General features: G+C 45.7%; 10 protein-coding genes. 7 read left to right on the forward strand and 3 right to left on the reverse strand.

Translation table 11 applies throughout. From position 1 onward, the window contains the following. The first annotated feature begins 47 nt into the window (after window positions 1-47). The 7 genes from QFZ48_RS27865 to QFZ48_RS27895 all read left to right on the forward strand — a co-directional run bounded on the left by QFZ48_RS27865 (window position 48) and on the right by QFZ48_RS27895 (window position 13880). Window positions 48-6167 (forward strand): fibronectin type III domain-containing protein, encoded by a 6120-nt coding sequence (locus tag QFZ48_RS27865; RefSeq protein ID WP_429064759.1) that lies wholly within the window; start codon window positions 48-50, stop codon window positions 6165-6167. A gap of 395 nt (window positions 6168-6562) precedes the next feature. Beyond that, a complete protein-coding gene (locus QFZ48_RS27870; RefSeq protein ID WP_429047729.1) occupies window positions 6563-8749 on the forward strand; it encodes a GumC family protein in 2187 nt (728 codons plus the stop codon). Between the two features lie 10 nt (window positions 8750-8759). Continuing rightward, window positions 8760-9839 (forward strand): acyltransferase family protein, encoded by a 1080-nt coding sequence (locus QFZ48_RS27875; RefSeq protein ID WP_429047727.1) that lies wholly within the window; start codon window positions 8760-8762, stop codon window positions 9837-9839. A gap of 120 nt (window positions 9840-9959) precedes the next feature. Then, window positions 9960-11393, forward strand: coding sequence for an O-antigen ligase family protein (locus QFZ48_RS27880; protein ID WP_429047725.1), 1434 nt, complete (start codon window positions 9960-9962; stop codon window positions 11391-11393). Continuing rightward, complete coding sequence (locus QFZ48_RS27885) at window positions 11390-12106, forward strand: TolC family protein (protein ID WP_429047723.1); 717 nt, start codon at window positions 11390-11392, stop codon at window positions 12104-12106. The genes QFZ48_RS27880 and QFZ48_RS27885 overlap by 4 nt, the downstream gene beginning before the upstream one ends. 58 nt (window positions 12107-12164) lie before the next feature. Then, on the forward strand, window positions 12165-12932 hold the full coding sequence (locus QFZ48_RS27890) for a prolyl oligopeptidase family serine peptidase (RefSeq protein WP_429047721.1): 768 nt from the start codon (window positions 12165-12167) through the stop codon (window positions 12930-12932). A gap of 6 nt (window positions 12933-12938) precedes the next feature. Next, window positions 12939-13880: an alpha/beta fold hydrolase gene (locus tag QFZ48_RS27895; RefSeq protein WP_429064761.1), complete on the forward strand. Its 942-nt coding sequence runs from the start codon at window positions 12939-12941 to the stop codon at window positions 13878-13880. A 79-nt stretch (window positions 13881-13959) separates the two neighbouring features. On the opposite strand, the gene QFZ48_RS27900 is transcribed toward QFZ48_RS27895, so the two are convergent. The 3 genes from QFZ48_RS27900 to QFZ48_RS27910 all read right to left on the reverse strand — a co-directional run bounded on the left by QFZ48_RS27900 (window position 13960) and on the right by QFZ48_RS27910 (window position 18562). Further along, a complete protein-coding gene (locus QFZ48_RS27900) occupies window positions 13960-15366 on the reverse strand; it encodes a right-handed parallel beta-helix repeat-containing protein (protein WP_429064763.1) in 1407 nt (468 codons plus the stop codon). 556 nt (window positions 15367-15922) lie between these two features. After that, a complete protein-coding gene (metK, locus tag QFZ48_RS27905) occupies window positions 15923-17179 on the reverse strand; it encodes a methionine adenosyltransferase (RefSeq protein ID WP_370910346.1) in 1257 nt (418 codons plus the stop codon). A 21-nt stretch (window positions 17180-17200) separates the two neighbouring features. Continuing rightward, a complete protein-coding gene (locus tag QFZ48_RS27910) occupies window positions 17201-18562 on the reverse strand; it encodes a DUF4270 family protein (RefSeq protein WP_429047715.1) in 1362 nt (453 codons plus the stop codon). Between the last annotated feature and the right edge of the window lie 27 nt (window positions 18563-18589).

Below are 18589 nucleotides of genomic sequence, written 5' to 3' on the forward strand. Positions count from 1 at the left end.
GTTAAAGCCGAATGACTGCCAGATAACATAACATATAACATACTTCCATGAATCGAACTTTACACCGCATGCTCCTTTTAATGCTCTTGGGTCTCTGCTATCTATCAGCAGTGAAGGCACAAACAGCATTAAACCCCAGTGATCCCGTTATCACTTACAATCCTGCCAATCCCCCAGCGGATCCACAGTATGATAAGATCACCAAATGGGTGAGAACAGTCAGGATGAGCTATAACACGGATTCTTATAAATGCTACATTTATAAGAACATGGCGTTTCGCCTGAAATTCCCCAAAACATACGCTCCTGGCGTGAATGATGGAAAAAAATATCCCATCTATCTGTTCTTTCATGGTGTAGGTGAAAAAGGCACCATCTACGATAACGAATTCCATTTATTATGGGGAGGCCAGACATGGGCCAACCGCGTTGATAATGGTCAGTTCGACGGCTACTTAATATATCCTCAAAGCCAGGGTGGCTATTGGGGCCCCAACGACTACGATAACCTGAAAGAAGTAATCGATTCCATTGTTACCAGTGCGAAAGGCGATCCCGATCGCCTGATCGTAAATGGATTGTCCGGTGGCGGATGGGGCACATGGGAATTCACCATGCGCTATCCCCAGTTAACGGCAGCTTCGTTGCCAATGAGTGCGATGGCCATAGACTACGGCAATCATATTGATACCTACAAATTTACGCCGATGTGGCTTTTCCAGGGTGGCCTGGATGGCAACCCGGCTCCTTATACTACCAACCAGGTGGTGGCATTGATTAATGCCGCCGGTGCTAATTTTAAACTTACTACTTATCCCAACGATGAACACAATACCTGGAACGATGCATGGAATGAAGCAGATTTTGTTCCCTTCATGCTGAGAGCCAACAGGCTGAATCCTTATCCATTATATGGTTCATCCACTTTTTGTCCTGGTCAGACTATTACCATAGGTATAGCGCCGGGATTTTCGCAGTATGAATGGCAGAAAGATGGCGTCACTATATCTACCGGCACATCCAACTCAATCGTGGTTACCACTCCCGGTACCTATCGCGTAAGAGGACAACTCCCTACCGGCTGGACCGGCTGGTCAGTTACCCCGCTGGTGATCAGCTATAAACCTGCTTCTCCTGCGCAAACCATTACTACCTCCCCTGCCCTTGCCAGCAATGTGCTCCCGGCTACGGATGGCACTACCAGTCTTACCATGCAGGTACCGGCCGGTATGCTCAACTATGAATGGATACGTGCAGGCAGCGCTACCGTTCTCAGCACCACTAACACTTTAACTACTTCTACTCCCGGAGCATATGTAGTGCGGGTTACAGCACCCAACTATTGCATCGGTACTTACTCCGATACTTTCCGGATTATAAACAGCACTGGTGTAAACGGGCCTGATCCTATCAGCAGCCTGGCTATAAACAGTTTCACCAAAACACAGATCGTGCTGTCGTGGGTGGAAAATGCCACACCGGCCTACAACGAAAAGTACTTTGAAATATACCGCGCAACCCAGGCGGGTGGCCCATATATACTTGTTGGTAAAAACAATGCCAACGTAGTTACTTTTACTGATAACAATCTCATTCCAAATACCAGTTATTTCTATAAAGTACGTCCTGTAAACGACAATGCAGCCGGGCCTCTTTCTGCGGAAGTGAAAGGCACCACTGCGTCAGACAGCTCTGCTCCTTCTGCCCCTCCGTCTTTAACCCTCGGTAGCTACACCAATAACCAGGTAATACTAAACTGGTTGGCTGCTACAGATGATGCAGGTATCGCCGGCTATGATATCTATGCAAACAATGTGTTGGTAACCTCCGTAGGCAAAGTACTTACTGCAACCGTAACCGGTCTCGCAGATGGCACCTTGTACAACTTCTACGTGAAAGCAAAAGATGTGTCGGGAAGATCATCTACTCCAAGTAACCAGGTAACGGTGAGAACCAAAAAGGCAAATCTTAATTATAAATATTATACCGGTTCTTACAGCACATTGCCCAACTTCACCAATCTTACGCCTGCGCAAACAGGCAAGGCTTATGTGCCTGACCAGAGTATCGTACCAGCCGGTGTTTCCACCAACTACGCCGTAATGTGGACAGGTTATATCCGTATCCCTGTTACCGGTACCTATAAATTTGAAACGTATTCAGATGATGGCAGTAAGCTGTATTTTAATAAAACATATTCCAATTCTGCTACCGCTACCGTAAACAACGATGGCGCACATGCGGCGGCTTATGCAGCAGGCACTGTAATTATCAGTGCAGGTGTGTATCCTATCACGGTTACCTACTTCCAGGGTAGCGGCGGTTCTGCAATGGGCGTATACTGGACCAGTAGCGCGGCAGGCATTAATACCCGCACGCTGATACCAGCAGAGGCCTTTGTTGATACATCAGTAGTGAATGGTACCGCTCCTACCGCCCCAACCACCCTCGCAGTAGCTGTAAACAATTACAGTAAACTGAACCTGACATGGGCAGACAAGAGCAATAATGAAACAGGCTTTGAAATTTACAGGAGCACCAGCAGCGGCGGCACTTATACCATTGTGGCTACTGCAGCTGCCAACGCGGTAAGCTATACAGATACCGCACTGAATGCTTCCACTCCTTATTATTATAAGATACGGGCTATCGGCCTTTTTGGTGAATCTGCTTACACGTCGGTAGCCAATGCTACCACAGCAGCTAAACCATTACCACCGGCAGTACCCACCAACCTCGTTACACAGGCGCTTTCCACCCAGGTAGTGAAATTAACCTGGACTGATAACAGCACCATTGAAACAGGCTACGAAGTTCAGCGTTCCCTGGCAGACAGCCTGCACTTCAGCGTGCTGAAAAGCCTTGGTCCTGTGGCTTCCGGACAGGGAACGTTCAATGACTCTTCCCTCGTCGCCAATACAATTGTATACTATAAGGTAAGAGCTTTTGGTGAAGGTGGTTACTCCGCATTTACCAAAGCGGTAATCGCAAAATCACTGAACAATCCACCGGTGATAGCCGACATCAGCAGTCAGACGATCCGCTATGGTACTACCCAGAGCATACCGCTGTCAGCTACCGACCCGGATAATGATGTGATTACTTTTAGTCTTTATAACGCACCTGCATTCTTCTCCCTGCAGCAGAACGCTGGTACCACTTCCCTGATCCTGGCGCCAACAGCAGCGCAGCAGGGCACCTATAATGGTGTTGGAGTGATCGCCACAGATGCTAACGGAGGAAAGGACACCGCGTTGTTTAATATCATCGTAAATGATAACTATCCTCCGGTAATAGATTCTGTTGCAGGATGGAGCGTGGATGAAGGAACACAGAAAAACGTAAAGGTATCCCTGCATGATCTGAATCCGGGTAATACCTTTACCTGGACAGCACTCCAGATCCCGTCTTTCGCCACCATCACCAGTAATAATGATACCTGTGTCATCAACCTGCAACCAGGATTTGGTGCATCCGGTACTTATACTGTTAAGTTACAGGCAACCGACAACAAGGGAGGCATTGATGTGCGCAGCTTCCTGTTAACGGTGGTAGATAAGCCAACACCTAATTATAAGCTGCTCCTCAACTTCACATTGAACAGCCTGGCGCCGGCACCGTGGAATAACATTACCGGGGCTACCGCCAATCTGAAAGACGACAACGGAACAACCACCAGCGTTGGCCTGTCGTTCGATGAAACCTGGTGGGCTGCCGGCACAGAAGGTGCTACCACCGGCAACAATAGTGGTGTATATCCTGATGCTGTGATGAGCCAGTACCTCTACTTTGGTTCGCTTCCCGGCTTCTTTACAGGTACGCCGGCTATGCACGGACATCTCACCGGCCTGGAAACAAACAGGACTTATTCCATTAAGTTCTTCTCCAGCAGCAAATGGTGGGCGCCGCAGCCGGATAATGGCAGCACGCAGTACACTATTAATGGTGTAACCAAAGCCCTGAACGTTCAGAATAATACTACGAATACAGCAGTTTTCGAAAACCTGACAGCAGATGCTAATGGTGAAATTAAATTTACCCTCAGCGTTCCTGCAGGCGGACAGGTAGGTTACCTCAATGCGATGGAAATAAACGCGGGCGGAGCCGGCGATACTACCATCGTGGTAAATAAAGCCCCTGTAATTGCGGCTATTCCGAATAAAACGCTGGCAGCCGGAGATACCCTGCATGTACAGCTCCAGGGATCCGATCCTGAAAACGATGCCATTACGTACACCGGTTATAATCTCCCTGCTTTTGTTTCAGTAGTACAGTCACAAGGTAGTAATCCTTACCTCCTGGTGGCTCCTGCTACCAGCAATGCGGGCCAGTTTAATAACATCGGCGTAATTGGTACTGATACACATGGCAACAGCGACACCGTGGTATTTAACCTCACCGTAAATGCACCGGCAGGTGGAGATACCAGCGGATATAAACTGCTCCTCAGTATAAAACAAAACAGCACTGCACCGGCACCGTGGAATAATGTTACCGGAAAGGTGACCACCAACCTGAAAAACGACAAGGGTCAAACAACTGCATCGAGCCTGGTGTTTGATGAAACCTGGTGGGCTACCAACGGCGAAGGCGCTATTACCGGTAATAACAGTGGCGTATACCCGGATGCAGTGATCAACGACTTCCTCTACTTTGGCTCATTGCCGGGCTTCTTCACAGGGGCACCAAGCATGACCGGCCACATTACTGGCCTGGAAGCCGGTAAGAAGTTTACCGTTAGGTTCTTCTCCAGCAGTAAATGGTGGGCGCCGCAGCCGGACAATGGCAGCACGAAGTTCACTGTCAACGGCGTTAGCCAGACACTGTATGTACAAAACAATTCTGCGAGCGTGGTGAGCTTCACAAACCTCAGCCCCGACGCAAATGGTGAAATAGTATTTACGCTGAGTATTCCTGCAGGCGGACAGGTAGGTTACCTGAATGCGATCGAAGTGGTTGCAGGTACTTCCTCAGCACCGGAAGTCAATCACGCACCGGTAATAACAGATATTACCAACCAGAGTCTGGAGGCAGGTTCCAGTCTGAATGTTCCAGTAACGGTAGCGGACGCGGACAACAACCCGATTACGTATAGCACCGTCAACCTGCCTTCTTTTGTTACCCTGGTACAATCAGGTGGTAGTGTATCCCTTTCTGTAGCGCCAACTATCAGCGATGCAGGTACTTACAATAATGTAAAAGTTATTGTGAAGGATACATACGGCGCTGCCGACACCACTACATTCAATATCACGGTAACCCAGGCGCCTAACACCAGTGGCAGCTACAAACTGTTACTGAACTTCAAGCTCAATAATACGGTACCGGCGCCGTGGAATAACATTACAGGCGCTACGTCCAACCTGAAGAATGATCAGGGACAAACCACTTCCGTAGGATTAAGATTTGACGAAACATGGTGGGCTGCCGGCGTTGAAGGAGCTACCACCGGTAATAACAGCGGTGTGTACCCGGATGCGGTACTGGCTGAATACCTGTACTTCGGTTCATTATCCGGCTTCTTTACAGGCGCACCGGTTATGCACGGTCACCTTACCGGGTTAAGCGCCAATACCACTTATACCATCAAGTTCCTGTCCAACAGTAAATGGTGGGCGCCGCAGCCTGATAACGGCAGCACCCAGTTCACCATCAATGGTGTAAGCAAAACATTGAATGCGCAAAACAATACCAGCACCACAGCAGATTTCGCGAACCTTACAGCAGACGCTAACGGTGAAATTGCGTTTACGCTCAGTATCCCTCCGGGCGGTCAGGTAGGCTATCTCAATGCAATGGAAATTGTTGCGACCACCAACATTCAGAACCTGGGCAATAATACGCAGCTGATGGGAACGGGTAATTCAATGATCACCACCACAAATACTGCAAAAAGCAGTATGCTGGTGAACGTTTATCCAAACCCTTATATAGATAACCTGGCCATTGATATGACACTGCAGAAAACAGCACCTGTAATGCTCATTGAAATCAATGACCTGAGTGGTAAGCGCCTTTACAGCGAAACCAGGAAAGAGGTACCACAGGGTAAAAACCTGATAAGGATCAATACACAGCGTACAGTGACACTGCCGGGTGTATATATCCTGAGGATCACTTCTTCTACCGGTGAAACAAAGAGCGTTAAACTTATCAGGCAGAACTGAGTTGTAACTGAATGATTACTATAAAAGTAAAACCGTTCCGGGCAATGTTCCGGAACGGTTTTTTTTATAAAATAATCGCTTTACCCGCCAAACTTCAGCGGTTACCAACTAATTTTTATGTTTCGCTTAAAAATAAAGTGTGTTTTAATATAATCTTTTACCTTTGAGCCATAACCGGATATACCAGGATAGCTTTGCTCCCCGGATATCTCCCCATTAACCTCATCCTCAGCCAAAAACCTGATATATTGTAGGGCTTCTTGCCTGACATTATCATCTTATTTTTTACCATCTCCTCTGACATACCAGTTACCACGCCGGGACAAGGCCGATGTACGTGTATTTACGTATACCTACCCCTGCGTATCAATTAAAGCTTAAAGGAAAAATTCTATATGGACATTGTGTATTTTATAAAGGCATTGCTTAAAAAGAAATGGTGGATCCTGTTCAGCACCATTGCCGCTGTTGCAGCTGCATTTGCCTTTACCATCGGCAAACCCAAACTTTATGCCTCTACCGCCCAGATGGCGACAGGTTTTACAACGAATGAACAAATCAAACTGCGGGACGAAAATCTGAACCTCTTTGAAGCAGATGTTAAATTCGATAACGTTATCGAAACCATGAATTCCCCGCTGGTGATCGGATTACTGGCCTGTGACCTCATGGTGCACGATCTCACCTCCACTAAACCTTTCAGACATCTTTCAGAAAAAGATCTGAAAGATCCTCATTATACCAGTGCCAACAAGGAAGAAATTGTGCGCATCTGCCGTCAGAAAATTGATTCGCTGCAGATACTTTCTTCTTCCCAGCCGGAAGAAAGAAAAATACTGGAGTTCATGAAGATTTACCGGTACGACTTTGAGTCTATCCGTAAAATGCTGTATGCCGCACGTCTTTCCCGTACAGATTATATCAACATCATCTGTTATTCAGATAATCCTGAATTATCGGCGTACACTGTTAATACCCTTTACAAAGAGTTTATACGTTTTTACCGCAGCTCCCGTTCTGAACGCTCTGTTGAAAACGTAGAAACATTTGAAGCACTGGTAAACCAAAAGAAACAGGAACTGGAGCAGAAAGTAGAAGCGCTCAGGGGTTACAAAACACAACAAGGCGTGTTAAACGTAGAAACCGCCAGTGGCAATGAATGGGACCTGATCAAACAGTTTGAGAAATCTGTATCGGATGAAAGGGCGAACTACAATAACCTGCAGGCTTCTCTTAATAACGTGAACGCACAGCTGGCCCAGACAAGCAGTGGCAAACCGGCCTACTCCAATTCAAATGGGGAAATAGTTACGCTGAGAAAACAGATCAACGATCTGAACGACCAATATGTAAATTCCGGCTCCACTGATAATGCACTGGCAGAAAAAATAAAAACGCAGCGCGCCAAATTGCAGAAGGTATTGCTGGATGCTTCTTCTACTACGGGCAAAGTAAGTACCCGTGAAGAGCTGATCCAAAGCAGGGATGCATTGGAAGCACAGGTAAGCGCCGCTAAATTAAATATCAGTACCCTGGAAGCAAAGATCCGTAATCTCCGTTCTTCCGTTGGTTCTTATGCCAATAAGGAAGCTACGGTAACTTCCCTGCAACAGGAAGTGGAACTGGCTCAGGATGAATATAATAAGCTGAAAGAAAAACTTGGCTCCGCCTTGGATAACCGGAATGTGCCACAGGATAATTTCCGCCAGACATTAAAGGGACAACCGGCTTTCACACCAGAATCATCCAAACGGCTCATCATTATGGGTATGTCCGGTATGGCTGTTTTTATGATTTCCTGCATCGGTATCCTTTTCAGGGAGTTTATGGACAACTCACTGAAATCCCCTTCTGTATTCAACCGCAGCTCCAACCTGAAGTTGATTGCTACCATCAATCATACTAATCTTCAGAGATATAAACTGCTGGAAATATTACAACGTAAAACGGATGAGGCACAATGGCTGAAAAGACAAAATGTTTTCCGCGAACTTTTACGTAAACTCAGGTATGAGCTGGAAAGCAGTGGCAAAAAAATATTCCTGTTTACCAGTACAGAACCCCAGCAGGGTAAAACCACACTGCTGCAGGCAGTGGCATACAGCCTCAGCCTGAGCAACAAAAAAGTATTGATCATCGATACCAACTTCTGTAACAATGATGTAAGCGTGCAAATGGAAGCGAAACCAACCCTGGAGTATTTCTCTGTACCACCTGAAGAGTTTTCCATTGAAAAAGTAAAAGAGATTGTTACTACTTACGAAACACCGGGTATTGAAATTATTGGATGTAAAGGTGGCGACTATACGCCATCAGAAATTTTACCGCCCAACCACCTGCTCAATTACCTGCCTGAACTGAAAAAACACTACGATTATATTTTGATGGAAGGCGCCCCACTGAACGATTTCACAGATAGCCGGGAACTGGCTGCCTATGCAGAAGGTGTGGTAGCAATTTTCTCCTCCCGCTTGAAAATGAAACAAATTGACAGAGAATCTTCCGAGTTCCTGGAGTCTCTCGGCGATAAGTTCCTGGGAGTGGTTTTGAATAATGTAAAAGAAGATTTTATTGAGCTTTGATCTTTTAAATATGTATCAACGGATCTTTAAAGACACATTTAGTTTGCGGCCCGAAAAAAATGATTCGCGTTATGCCTGGATCGACTATGCCAAGGGAATAGCCATTGTACTGGTGGTTTACCGTCATCTGGCATATGGTCTGGTGGCGCGCGGCGTATCTCTTCCTAAAGAAGTACTTGCCACAAATGACATGCTTTACAGTTTCAGGATGCCTTTATTTTTCCTGCTTTCCGGATTTTTTTTCAGCAGAAGTATTGCTAAAAGAGGTGCCAGGAACTTTGGGATATCGAAGATCAATACGCTATTATATCCTTATATACTTTGGGCAGTCATACAAATCAGTTTGCAGATCTTATTTCCGAAATACGCAAATGCGGAACGGTCCGCAACGGATTTCCTGAATATACTGCTTCAGCCCAGAACACTGGATCAGTTGTGGTACCTGTTTGCATTATTTAATGTTACCATGTTGTATCTGCTCACATCACGGGTGTTCAAAGAGAAAAAGTACTGGCAGGTGGTAACAGGACTGGTACTGCTTGGCGTGGCACCATATGTGCACAGCAGCAGCGCGCTTTATGACATCGCACTGCACTACATCTACTTTGCCATCGGGGATATTACCGCGGTTTACTTTTTCCGTATACAAATACAGCAACAGTTATCCAACCCGGTGAACCTGCTGATGTTGACGCCGGTGTTTTGTGTGCTGCAATGGTATTACCTGTATCATCAACAAATGAACCTGTACCTGTTAATGCTCATTGCACTCAATGGCTGCTTATTTGTAATCATGCTGGCATCCTGGCTTGCGAGGCTGCACAAGCTGCAGTTCCTGAGCATAACCGGCCACTATTCCCTGTACATCTACCTCCTGCACATTACTGTTTTTGCGGGGTTACGCGCGGTGCTGCTGGGCATAGGGATAACCAACGGGATCGTGTTGCTGCTGATCTGTATACCATCCTCGATATTGCTTTCAATTATTGCGTATCGTTTACTGGTAAAATTAGGATGCAGTTTCCTGTTTACGGGAAAGTTTGGTACCAGCCGTTCAAATGGAAAAATCATGACGTATAGTTTTATATGAAAACGCAACCAAAGAAAAAGCCAATAGACCAACATCTTCACCAGATGCTGATTCTCATCTTTATAGCGCTTACTATTATCGCTATGGGTATTAAAATAGTATTCTTATAAATTGACCTAAGTGGAAATTGCGAAGAAAAATATTTTCAACATATTTATTATTATCGGTTGGGTACTGCTGATCCCGGCAATAGCCTATATCGGCGCCCAGGAGGTAAAATACATTGCGTTGCTGATCGGGTTGGTGATAGGAATCACTGTTGCCGCGATTTCCATTCTGAATTACCGTGCAGGTTATTTTATCTCCTGTACAGTGGCGCTGACCGTGCGTTTGCTCGAAAGGATGTCCGGTACGGAAATACCTGTGGGCGTATTAATAGATGCCATTCTGCTGATCACATTGCTGGGTAGTTTATTAAAGGCCGGAGACGATAGTATCAAGAAGGTCAATTTTCTCCGGGATCCTGTATTGATATCCTTTTACATCTACGGAGGCTACGTGCTGCTGCAGTTTTTTAATCCTGCGTTTGTATACGACCGGCATGGCTGGACCACCTTTGCGAGGGTATTTGTCCGCAATATGATCTTTATGTACCTGGTCATGAAAATGATCCGCAACATGAATGACCTGAAAGTATTCCTGAAATTCTGGATTATCATACTTACGGTTGCCGCCTTTTATGCGTGTATTCAGCAATGGTTTGGATTAATGCCGTTTGAAAAAGCATATATCGCCAAATACCCGGAGAAATTCAAAACCGTGATTATTCTCACCGGCATCCGTATTTTCTCCTTTGTGTCGGATCCTGCGGTGTTTGGTGTTATCATGGCCTGCGGCTGTATCATAAATATCGTACTGCTCACCAGCTCCAATAAAATGATATCAGCATCCAAAAAAGTATTCCTGCTGATATCCCTGGCGCTTCAGTTTATGGCATTGGGCTTTTCCGGTACCCGTACGGCTTATATCATGGTGCCGATGGGGCTTATCATGATGCTGTTTGTAAACCTGCGGAACAGGAATACAGTGATTGGTGCGCTGGTCTTTGTATTTGCTTTCCTGGTATTGATGTTTGGGCCGTTTCACGGCAACTCAACGGTTGTCAGGATGAGAACGGCCTTTTCCGGTTCAGAGGATGCCTCCCTGAATGTGCGGGAAGTAAACAGGCATCGTATACAACCATACATCTACAGTCATCCCATCGGCGGTGGATTCCTGAGTTGCGAACCGGGTTCGGGCAGCGAGCTGGATGGCTTTCCTCCCGACAGCGGCTATTTACGTACCGCGCTGGAGCAGGGATGGATAGGCTTACTGCTGATCATGGTAAATATTTACCTGGTAATGCAATACATGGTTGCCAATTATTTTGCCAGCAGAACGGAGGTGGAAAAACAGTATACACTGGTTATCCTTTGTGTGATGTTCGCCCTGGTAGTAAGTATTTACGCCCAGGAATCGTCCGGCCTTATTGAATCGGCGTTGCTTTATTATGCCCTTAACGGCATCTCTATAAAATTAAAATATTTATTATCATCTCCAAATATTACAACATGAAACGAGTACTATTCTTTTTATTAGTAGCATTAACAGGTACAGTGGCAAAGGCGCAAAGAGCCGATACCAGTATTGTGCTGCGCCTGCCAGCAGATTTGCCGACAGTGACCAGACTAAAAACAAGACTGGTGGAACTTGCAATGGAAAATCCGCAAATCAAAGCTTTGGACATAAAAAAACAGATTACAAAATACGATGAAAACAGGGCCAAAGCCGGATGGCTGGACATGATCGTTGCTTCGGGTAACCTGAACGAATTTACAATTAAGGGAAGCGGCACTACCAACAACAATACCCTGTACCCCAGGTACAACTTTGGTGTCAGTGTGCCACTTGGTCATCTGATCAGCATTCCTAACGAAGTAAAAACTGCGAAGGCTAACGGAAAAGTATTCGAACAACAGAAAGAAGGTGAAAAGCTGGCTTTAAAATCTGCTGTATTGCGCGCCTACGAAGATTATGCAGCGAACAAGCAGCTGTATGAACTGCAAATGCCTTTGCTGGAGGACTCCTACAATCATTACAAACAAGTGGAACAACGTTTCTCCAAAGGTGATCAGAACACCGCAGTGGAAAGTTTGAACGAAGCTTACCGCATTTATAATGCAGAAATGGTGCGTAAGGTAAATCTTGAAAGAGAAGTAAAACAATCTAAACTGGTACTTGAAGCAATTATTGGTACCACACTGGAAGAAGTATTGCTGCAGTTATAATATAGCGGTTTGTGAACATCGTATCCGGCAATGCGGATTACTGAAAATAAAATCAAGGATGAGAGTATTTCTTATTATCACGCTTATGCTGCAGACAGCGTTATTGTCTGCACAGGACTTGAAACCATTTAAACAGATTGAGGTACAGATTACGCCCTGGCACCATATTCCGGCGCTGCTGAAGCTACCGGACAATCTGAAAACCGGGAAAAGATACCCGTTGCTTATTTGTCTTCATGGCAGAAGTATCGCCGGTACTGATATTACCAAGATCTTCAGACAGGGTGTAGCGAGGCAAATGCACGAAGGAAAGAATATTGATGCTGTCAATAAAGTGGACGGCAAGAAATATGAGTTTATTGTGCTGGCGCCCCTGGCCACCAGCTGGTCGCTTGGCCCGGAACACCTGGATGCTGCCATTACGGATGTATTGAAAAGATATCCAATTGACTCTTCCCGTATTTATATCACAGGATACAGTGCAGGCGGATGGTCAGTAGGAATGGCCGTTACCGATAAAAGAACGGCAAAGCGGGTGGCTGCTGCCGTGAACATGTCGCCGGCTACTATCGATGCAGAGAACCTGAAAAACTTTCAGATAACTGCCAAGAACAATATCCATGTGTGGTATTTCGGTGGTAGTGATGAACCGGTGTTTCTTGGCAACTGTAAACTTTATGCGGACAGTACCAACAAATACAAACCAGGACTCACCAAACTGAGCATCGGGGATCATAAACATTGCTGCTGGGAACAATATTACAACCCTTCCTACCGGGAAGATGGTATGAATATTTACGAGTGGCTGTTGCAATTCAAAAGATAACCAGGTATGTCCAGGCGCATGAAATGGCTATTAACACTGGCGGGCGGCATTATATTGCTGCTGACAGCGGCTTTCCTGATCATCAAACAAGGGCAGGAAACCGCGCCTCTTAATGAGCATACGCGTAAATCTGCACCGGGGCAATTTATACGCCTGGCACAGGGAAATGTACACTATAGTTTGTCCGGCCCTGACACCGCCCGGTTGCTGGTACTAATTCACGGAGGTGGCTGCAGTGGCATCGAAGTATGGAAATACAATATTCCTTATCTCCTGTCCAAAGGTTACCGGGTGCTTTCATACGATCTTTACGGCAGGGGCTATTCCGACAGACCGGAAACGGCCTATGATCTCTGCCTGTACCGGGAGCAACTGACCGCTTTATTGGATACACTACAGCTCCGTCAGCCGTTTGATATGATCGCTATGTCCATGGGAGCGCCAATCGGACTTGACTATGCGGCCAGCCACCCGGAACGTGTAAAACAGATTATATTGTTGGGACCAGCTGCCAGTGGCGATCTTCATCCCAGCAAGCTGCTGCGCATCCCGGTTGTGAGAGACGTTTTAATGAGTGGCTACTGGTATCCCCGTGCAGTGGAGAACCAGCGGAAAGAGTTCGTGAATCAGTCACTGTTCAACAGCTACGCGGAGCGGTTAAAACATTTTATGAATTTCAGGGGGTATAAGCGCATCACGCTGTCATCCTGGATGAATATGCTAAATCAGAGCCAGCTTTATTTGCTGAAAAAAATACCCGCCGGAAAAATGTTACTCATCTATGGTAAGCAAGACCCCTTTTTCCCAAAAGAGAAATTAAATTCTTATACTGCTTTATACCCAACTTTAGAAGTACATGAAGTAGACAGCGCCGGGCACATGCCCCATTATGAGCAACCACAGGAGGTGAATGAAATGATGTGGAAGTATCTCGAAGAAAAAAAGTAATGCCCGGTGAAAAAAGAAAACAGCCGCCCGGATAACCAGGGCGGCTGTTTCATTATCGCCTGTTGCGGAATGGTACGTATTAGTTTGTTCTATAGCCGGTGGTCAGCAATGCTGAACCGGATTTAGGCTGATAGAAATTGTTGGTGTCCACGCCGGCAGCCGCCACTGATACAAATTTGGAATTGGCTTCTGTGCCTGTTCCTTCTATAACAGAGGCGCCATTTTCAGTGTAAATGTAAGCGTTAGGCACAATTGTACCGCCACTTACACGTGGTTGAATGAACGCGTTATCTTTCACGATCTGCGCAGCAGTCATACCGAAATAACCGTTAATACGGAGAGACACGCCACCTGTTCTTGCAATGGTGTTATTGGTGATCTGAACCACTGCTTTATCAGTTCCTCTCAGGCTCACCCCGTCTCCCTGGTTATCTCTTAACAGGTTATTACGGATAATGTGCGTTGCGCCATTTTCACCGGATCCGTAAAACTGGATCAGCTCACCCCATCCATCGTGCACATAGTTATCGTGGACGTTGGTATTGGTGGTACGGCCACCAATCAGGATGCCGCCGTTATGACCTGAATTATGCTGGCCGCCCCAGCTGGTAACGGTGTTGCCATATATTTCCAGCTTGTCGATGGCTGCAGTCTGGATACCATCTGCTCCTCCATTTGAAACGGAATTATTATAGATCTTTACATTGCGCCATTTAATGGGCTGTACATACTGTTGTCCGCTGGTAAACCCTGACGGAGCACCATAGTAAGGTGCGTTGGCAGTGAGGTTCCAGTAAAGGGCGGTATGACCAATATAAAATGCTTCGTTGTTGGTACCGCTGATAGCCACGTCGTGGATGAGCAGGTTGTCCATGTAAGAGTTAGGATACTGGGTGCTTAAGTCGCCCTTTACCGGGTCGGTTTTTGCCCATATTCCAGTGCCGCCGTTATGTATAGTAACATTGGCGATTTCAAAATTATCGGTATGCTGGCTGAGCGTAAAGTCAAAATACGCTTCCCTGCCTGCCTGGGTACTTCCTTCTACTACAAATTCAGATTTTGATTTTTCACCGCCTGCTTTCACATAATGGCAGTTCACGAAACTGATGGCTGTAGCCCAGGAACCACCGCTCCAGGATGGATTACCTATTTTAACTACAGTGCCACTGGCATTTTTAACAATGATAGGGCTGCCTGAAGCGCCTTTCAGGTTATTAAAAACGATGGCGGAAAATGTTCCTTTCAGATTCAGAATTTCTCCGGCTTTGTAAATGCTTCCATCTACTACTAACCTGCCATCTTTGTCGGGAACAAGTGTGTATTGTTTCCCGCCAACAGCAGGCTTTACGGCTGTTTCAGCTGGATTGTTTTCTGGTAATACCTGGCTTAGCTGATCCTTATTGCAACTTTCAGTTGTGATCGATAAAGCCAGGGCAAAGGATACGAATGTAAACATAGACAATCGTGCGGTAATGTAGTGCCTCATGGTTTTTCAGATATTATATGGTTTCAATAAAAAGCTCACAATTACCCAATTGGTAAATTGCAAATTGATTCAAGTGATATGGATTCGGTCATTCAATAAATAATGCACTGCATACAATTGTCTCCGGAAACAATTTAACGGTCCATTTTAATTTATGGCTGCGAATATCCAGATTTTTGGATATAAAACAGCATCTTAACGGACGTCTTCCGCGAAATATTATACGCCAGAAACGGGGCTATATGAGTTATAACGGATTTCTGGAAAACCACTGATGCCCTTATGCATTTATTCCGAAATAGACCGAGCCCATAATGCGCTTACCAGTCCTGAAACACAGGCCAATCAATAATATTACTATTAAATATACTATAAATTTAACAGTAATATGTAACTTTTTTTGAACTTTTTTTAATAAAAATGAAAAACTTTTCCCACATCAGGGGGAGGTGAAAAAATGAAGCACGAATGAATAAAAAAGGTACAAGGTGGTAAACAAAAAAGCCGTCTCAAAAGTTGAAACGGCCTGTTTGTTATTATGTAAGCTTCGGAGTGATTACAAGCCGAAAGCTGCTTTTACTTTATCAACATAATCCAGCTTCTCCCAGGTAAACAGCTCAACTTCCACACTTTTCTCGTGTTTCTTGCCTTTGTTGAATACTTTGGTCACCACTTTAGGCTCGCGACCCATGTGGCCATAGGCGGCGGTTTCGCTGTAAATAGGATTGCGCAGTTTCAATCTTTGTTCGATCGCATAAGGGCGCAGGTCAAAGATCTCTTCAATCTTTTTAGCGATTTCGCCATCGTTCAGTTTCACTTTGGAGGTACCGTTGGTATTTACATAAATACCGCAGGGCTTAGCAACGCCGATGGCGTAGGATACCTGTACCAGTATTTCGTCGCATACACCTGCAGCCACCATATTCTTAGCGATATGACGGGTTGCATAAGCAGCGGAACGGTCTACCTTGGAAGGATCTTTACCGGAGAAAGCGCCACCACCATGAGCACCTTTACCACCGTAGGTATCTACAATGATTTTACGGCCGGTTAAGCCGGTATCACCGTGAGGGCCACCGATTACAAATTTACCGGTTGGGTTGATATGGTGATTGATATCGAAACCTTCAAACAGTTTTTGCAATTCCGGTTTCAGCTGTGCTTTTACGCGGGGGATCAGGATTTTGATCATATCTTCCTTGATCTTTGCCAGCATTTTCTCATCTTCATCAAAGTCGTCGTGCTGGGTAGAGATCACGATAGAATCAATTCTTACCGGTTTATTATCATCAGAATATTCGATAGTAACCTGGGATTTGGCATCCGGACGCAGGTACTTGATTTCTTTATTTTCACGACGGAGAACAGCGAGTTCCAGCAACAGTTTATGTGCCAGATCGAGGGCCAGCGGCATGTAGTTATCGGTTTCGCGGGTAGCATAACCGAACATCATACCCTGATCTCCTGCACCTTGTTCTTCGGGAGATTTACGATCTACGCCCTGGTTGATATCCGGAGATTGCTCATGTATAGCAGATAGAATTCCGCAGGAATTCGCTTCAAACATGTACTCACTCTTGGTATAACCAATTTTACGGATTACTTCTCTTGCAATGTCCTGCACATCGAGGTATGCCTCTGATTTCACTTCACCTGCCAAAACAACCTGGCCGGTAGTTACAAGCGTTTCACAAGCTACTTTAGATTTTGCGTCGTATGCCAGAAAGTTGTCGATCAAAGCGTCAGAGATCTGATCAGCTACTTTATCAGGATGTCCTTCTGAAACGGATTCAGATGTAAATAAATAAGGCATAAAAAACTGGGATTAGTAGTTTTATGGTTTAGTGTAAATAATTCTGAGCTTGATATTATACTGTGACAGGTTACTACCACCCACTTTCACACGATTCATATCCATGTATAACGGCGAATATCCTTCGAGCCTGAAACCCTTATTGAGGTCCAGTTTCCTGATAAACCGCTGCATGGTATTGGCGAGATTAAAGGTGTATTGAACAACCTGTACGCCTCCAAAGTTGGTAATTACCTGGCGGGTGCCGCCAAAATAGGCTGCGCCTCCTCCTGTATAATAATCTGCGGGGATCTTGGTGGTATCACCGTTTGTATACTGTCGTAAAGATAAGCTTCCTGGTTCAATAAATATATTATTCATATCACTTGGACCGGAAGTTATTTGTGTAATTACCAGTTCAGCTTTATTGATCAGTACATTCGGGAAGTTCTCCAGTCCGGGTATAGTCAAATTCGTAAACAGTCCCGGTGCGGCGTTCAGGAACAGGATACTATCCCCGTTCGGGTTGTTGGTATTGATAAACCTCGATGCCTGGGAACCATTGTAATTACGGGTAAAGTAATTGGCATGGGCGCTGGCATACTGGTCAAACGCCATAGTGGCCCGAAGCGAATCGTCTGTAGTGTTTTTATAGAACACTGTCAGCTTGGTATTGCTATTGCTCAGGTTCAGATAGATCATGTTCCTGTTAGTACCCAGATTGGTATCCGGTACAATAGCAAAACCTTTCAGGTAGGCGCGGAAAGAGGAATCTGTGGCAAAAGCGCCATCCGACTTCTGGCTCAGCAACTGATTACCGAAGGCGGTGCTCAGTTTAATACGCAGCTGGGCAGTTTCTTTGGTGCCGTAAATGCTTACGGAGTCGCGGAGCGACAGTGGCGTAACGGTAGCCGTACCCAGTAACTCTCCGGGGTTATAAGCCAATGCTTTGTTATAAGCGTAGTTGGAGTCGATCGTAAATCCCGGTTCGGCCATCCGGTACACCCGGAAGGTTTGAGGCGACGAAGAGTCACCGGTATAGCCGGTATAGGCCAGCGACAACACAACAGAATCCAGTGTTTGCCCGGTACCTTCAAAGGTAAAGGCACTTTTGGGCAATGATACCTGCGTGTATACGAAAGCGTGAGTTCTGCCAAAAACAGGATCAGTGGTAACAGATCCCAGGATTTTGTTATAAGCGTTTTGTCCGTTTAAAATGGAGGAGTCATACCGGAGTATGTTATTGGCAATAATACCTGTGAGCGTTGTGTCCTGTGCATTCACAAAATCACCGGGAGGGATTAAGCCACTTCCCAGGATAGTGGATTTGTTACAACCGGTTGCTCCGTACAGCAGAGTAATATAGATAGCTAAGAAGCTAAGGTTCCTGAAATTGATCTTCACGCGTTATGTTGTTAGTGAGTATTGGTT

The organism is Chitinophaga sp. W2I13 (assembly GCF_050434005.1).
Classification (GTDB): Bacteria; Bacteroidota; Bacteroidia; order Chitinophagales; family Chitinophagaceae; genus Chitinophaga.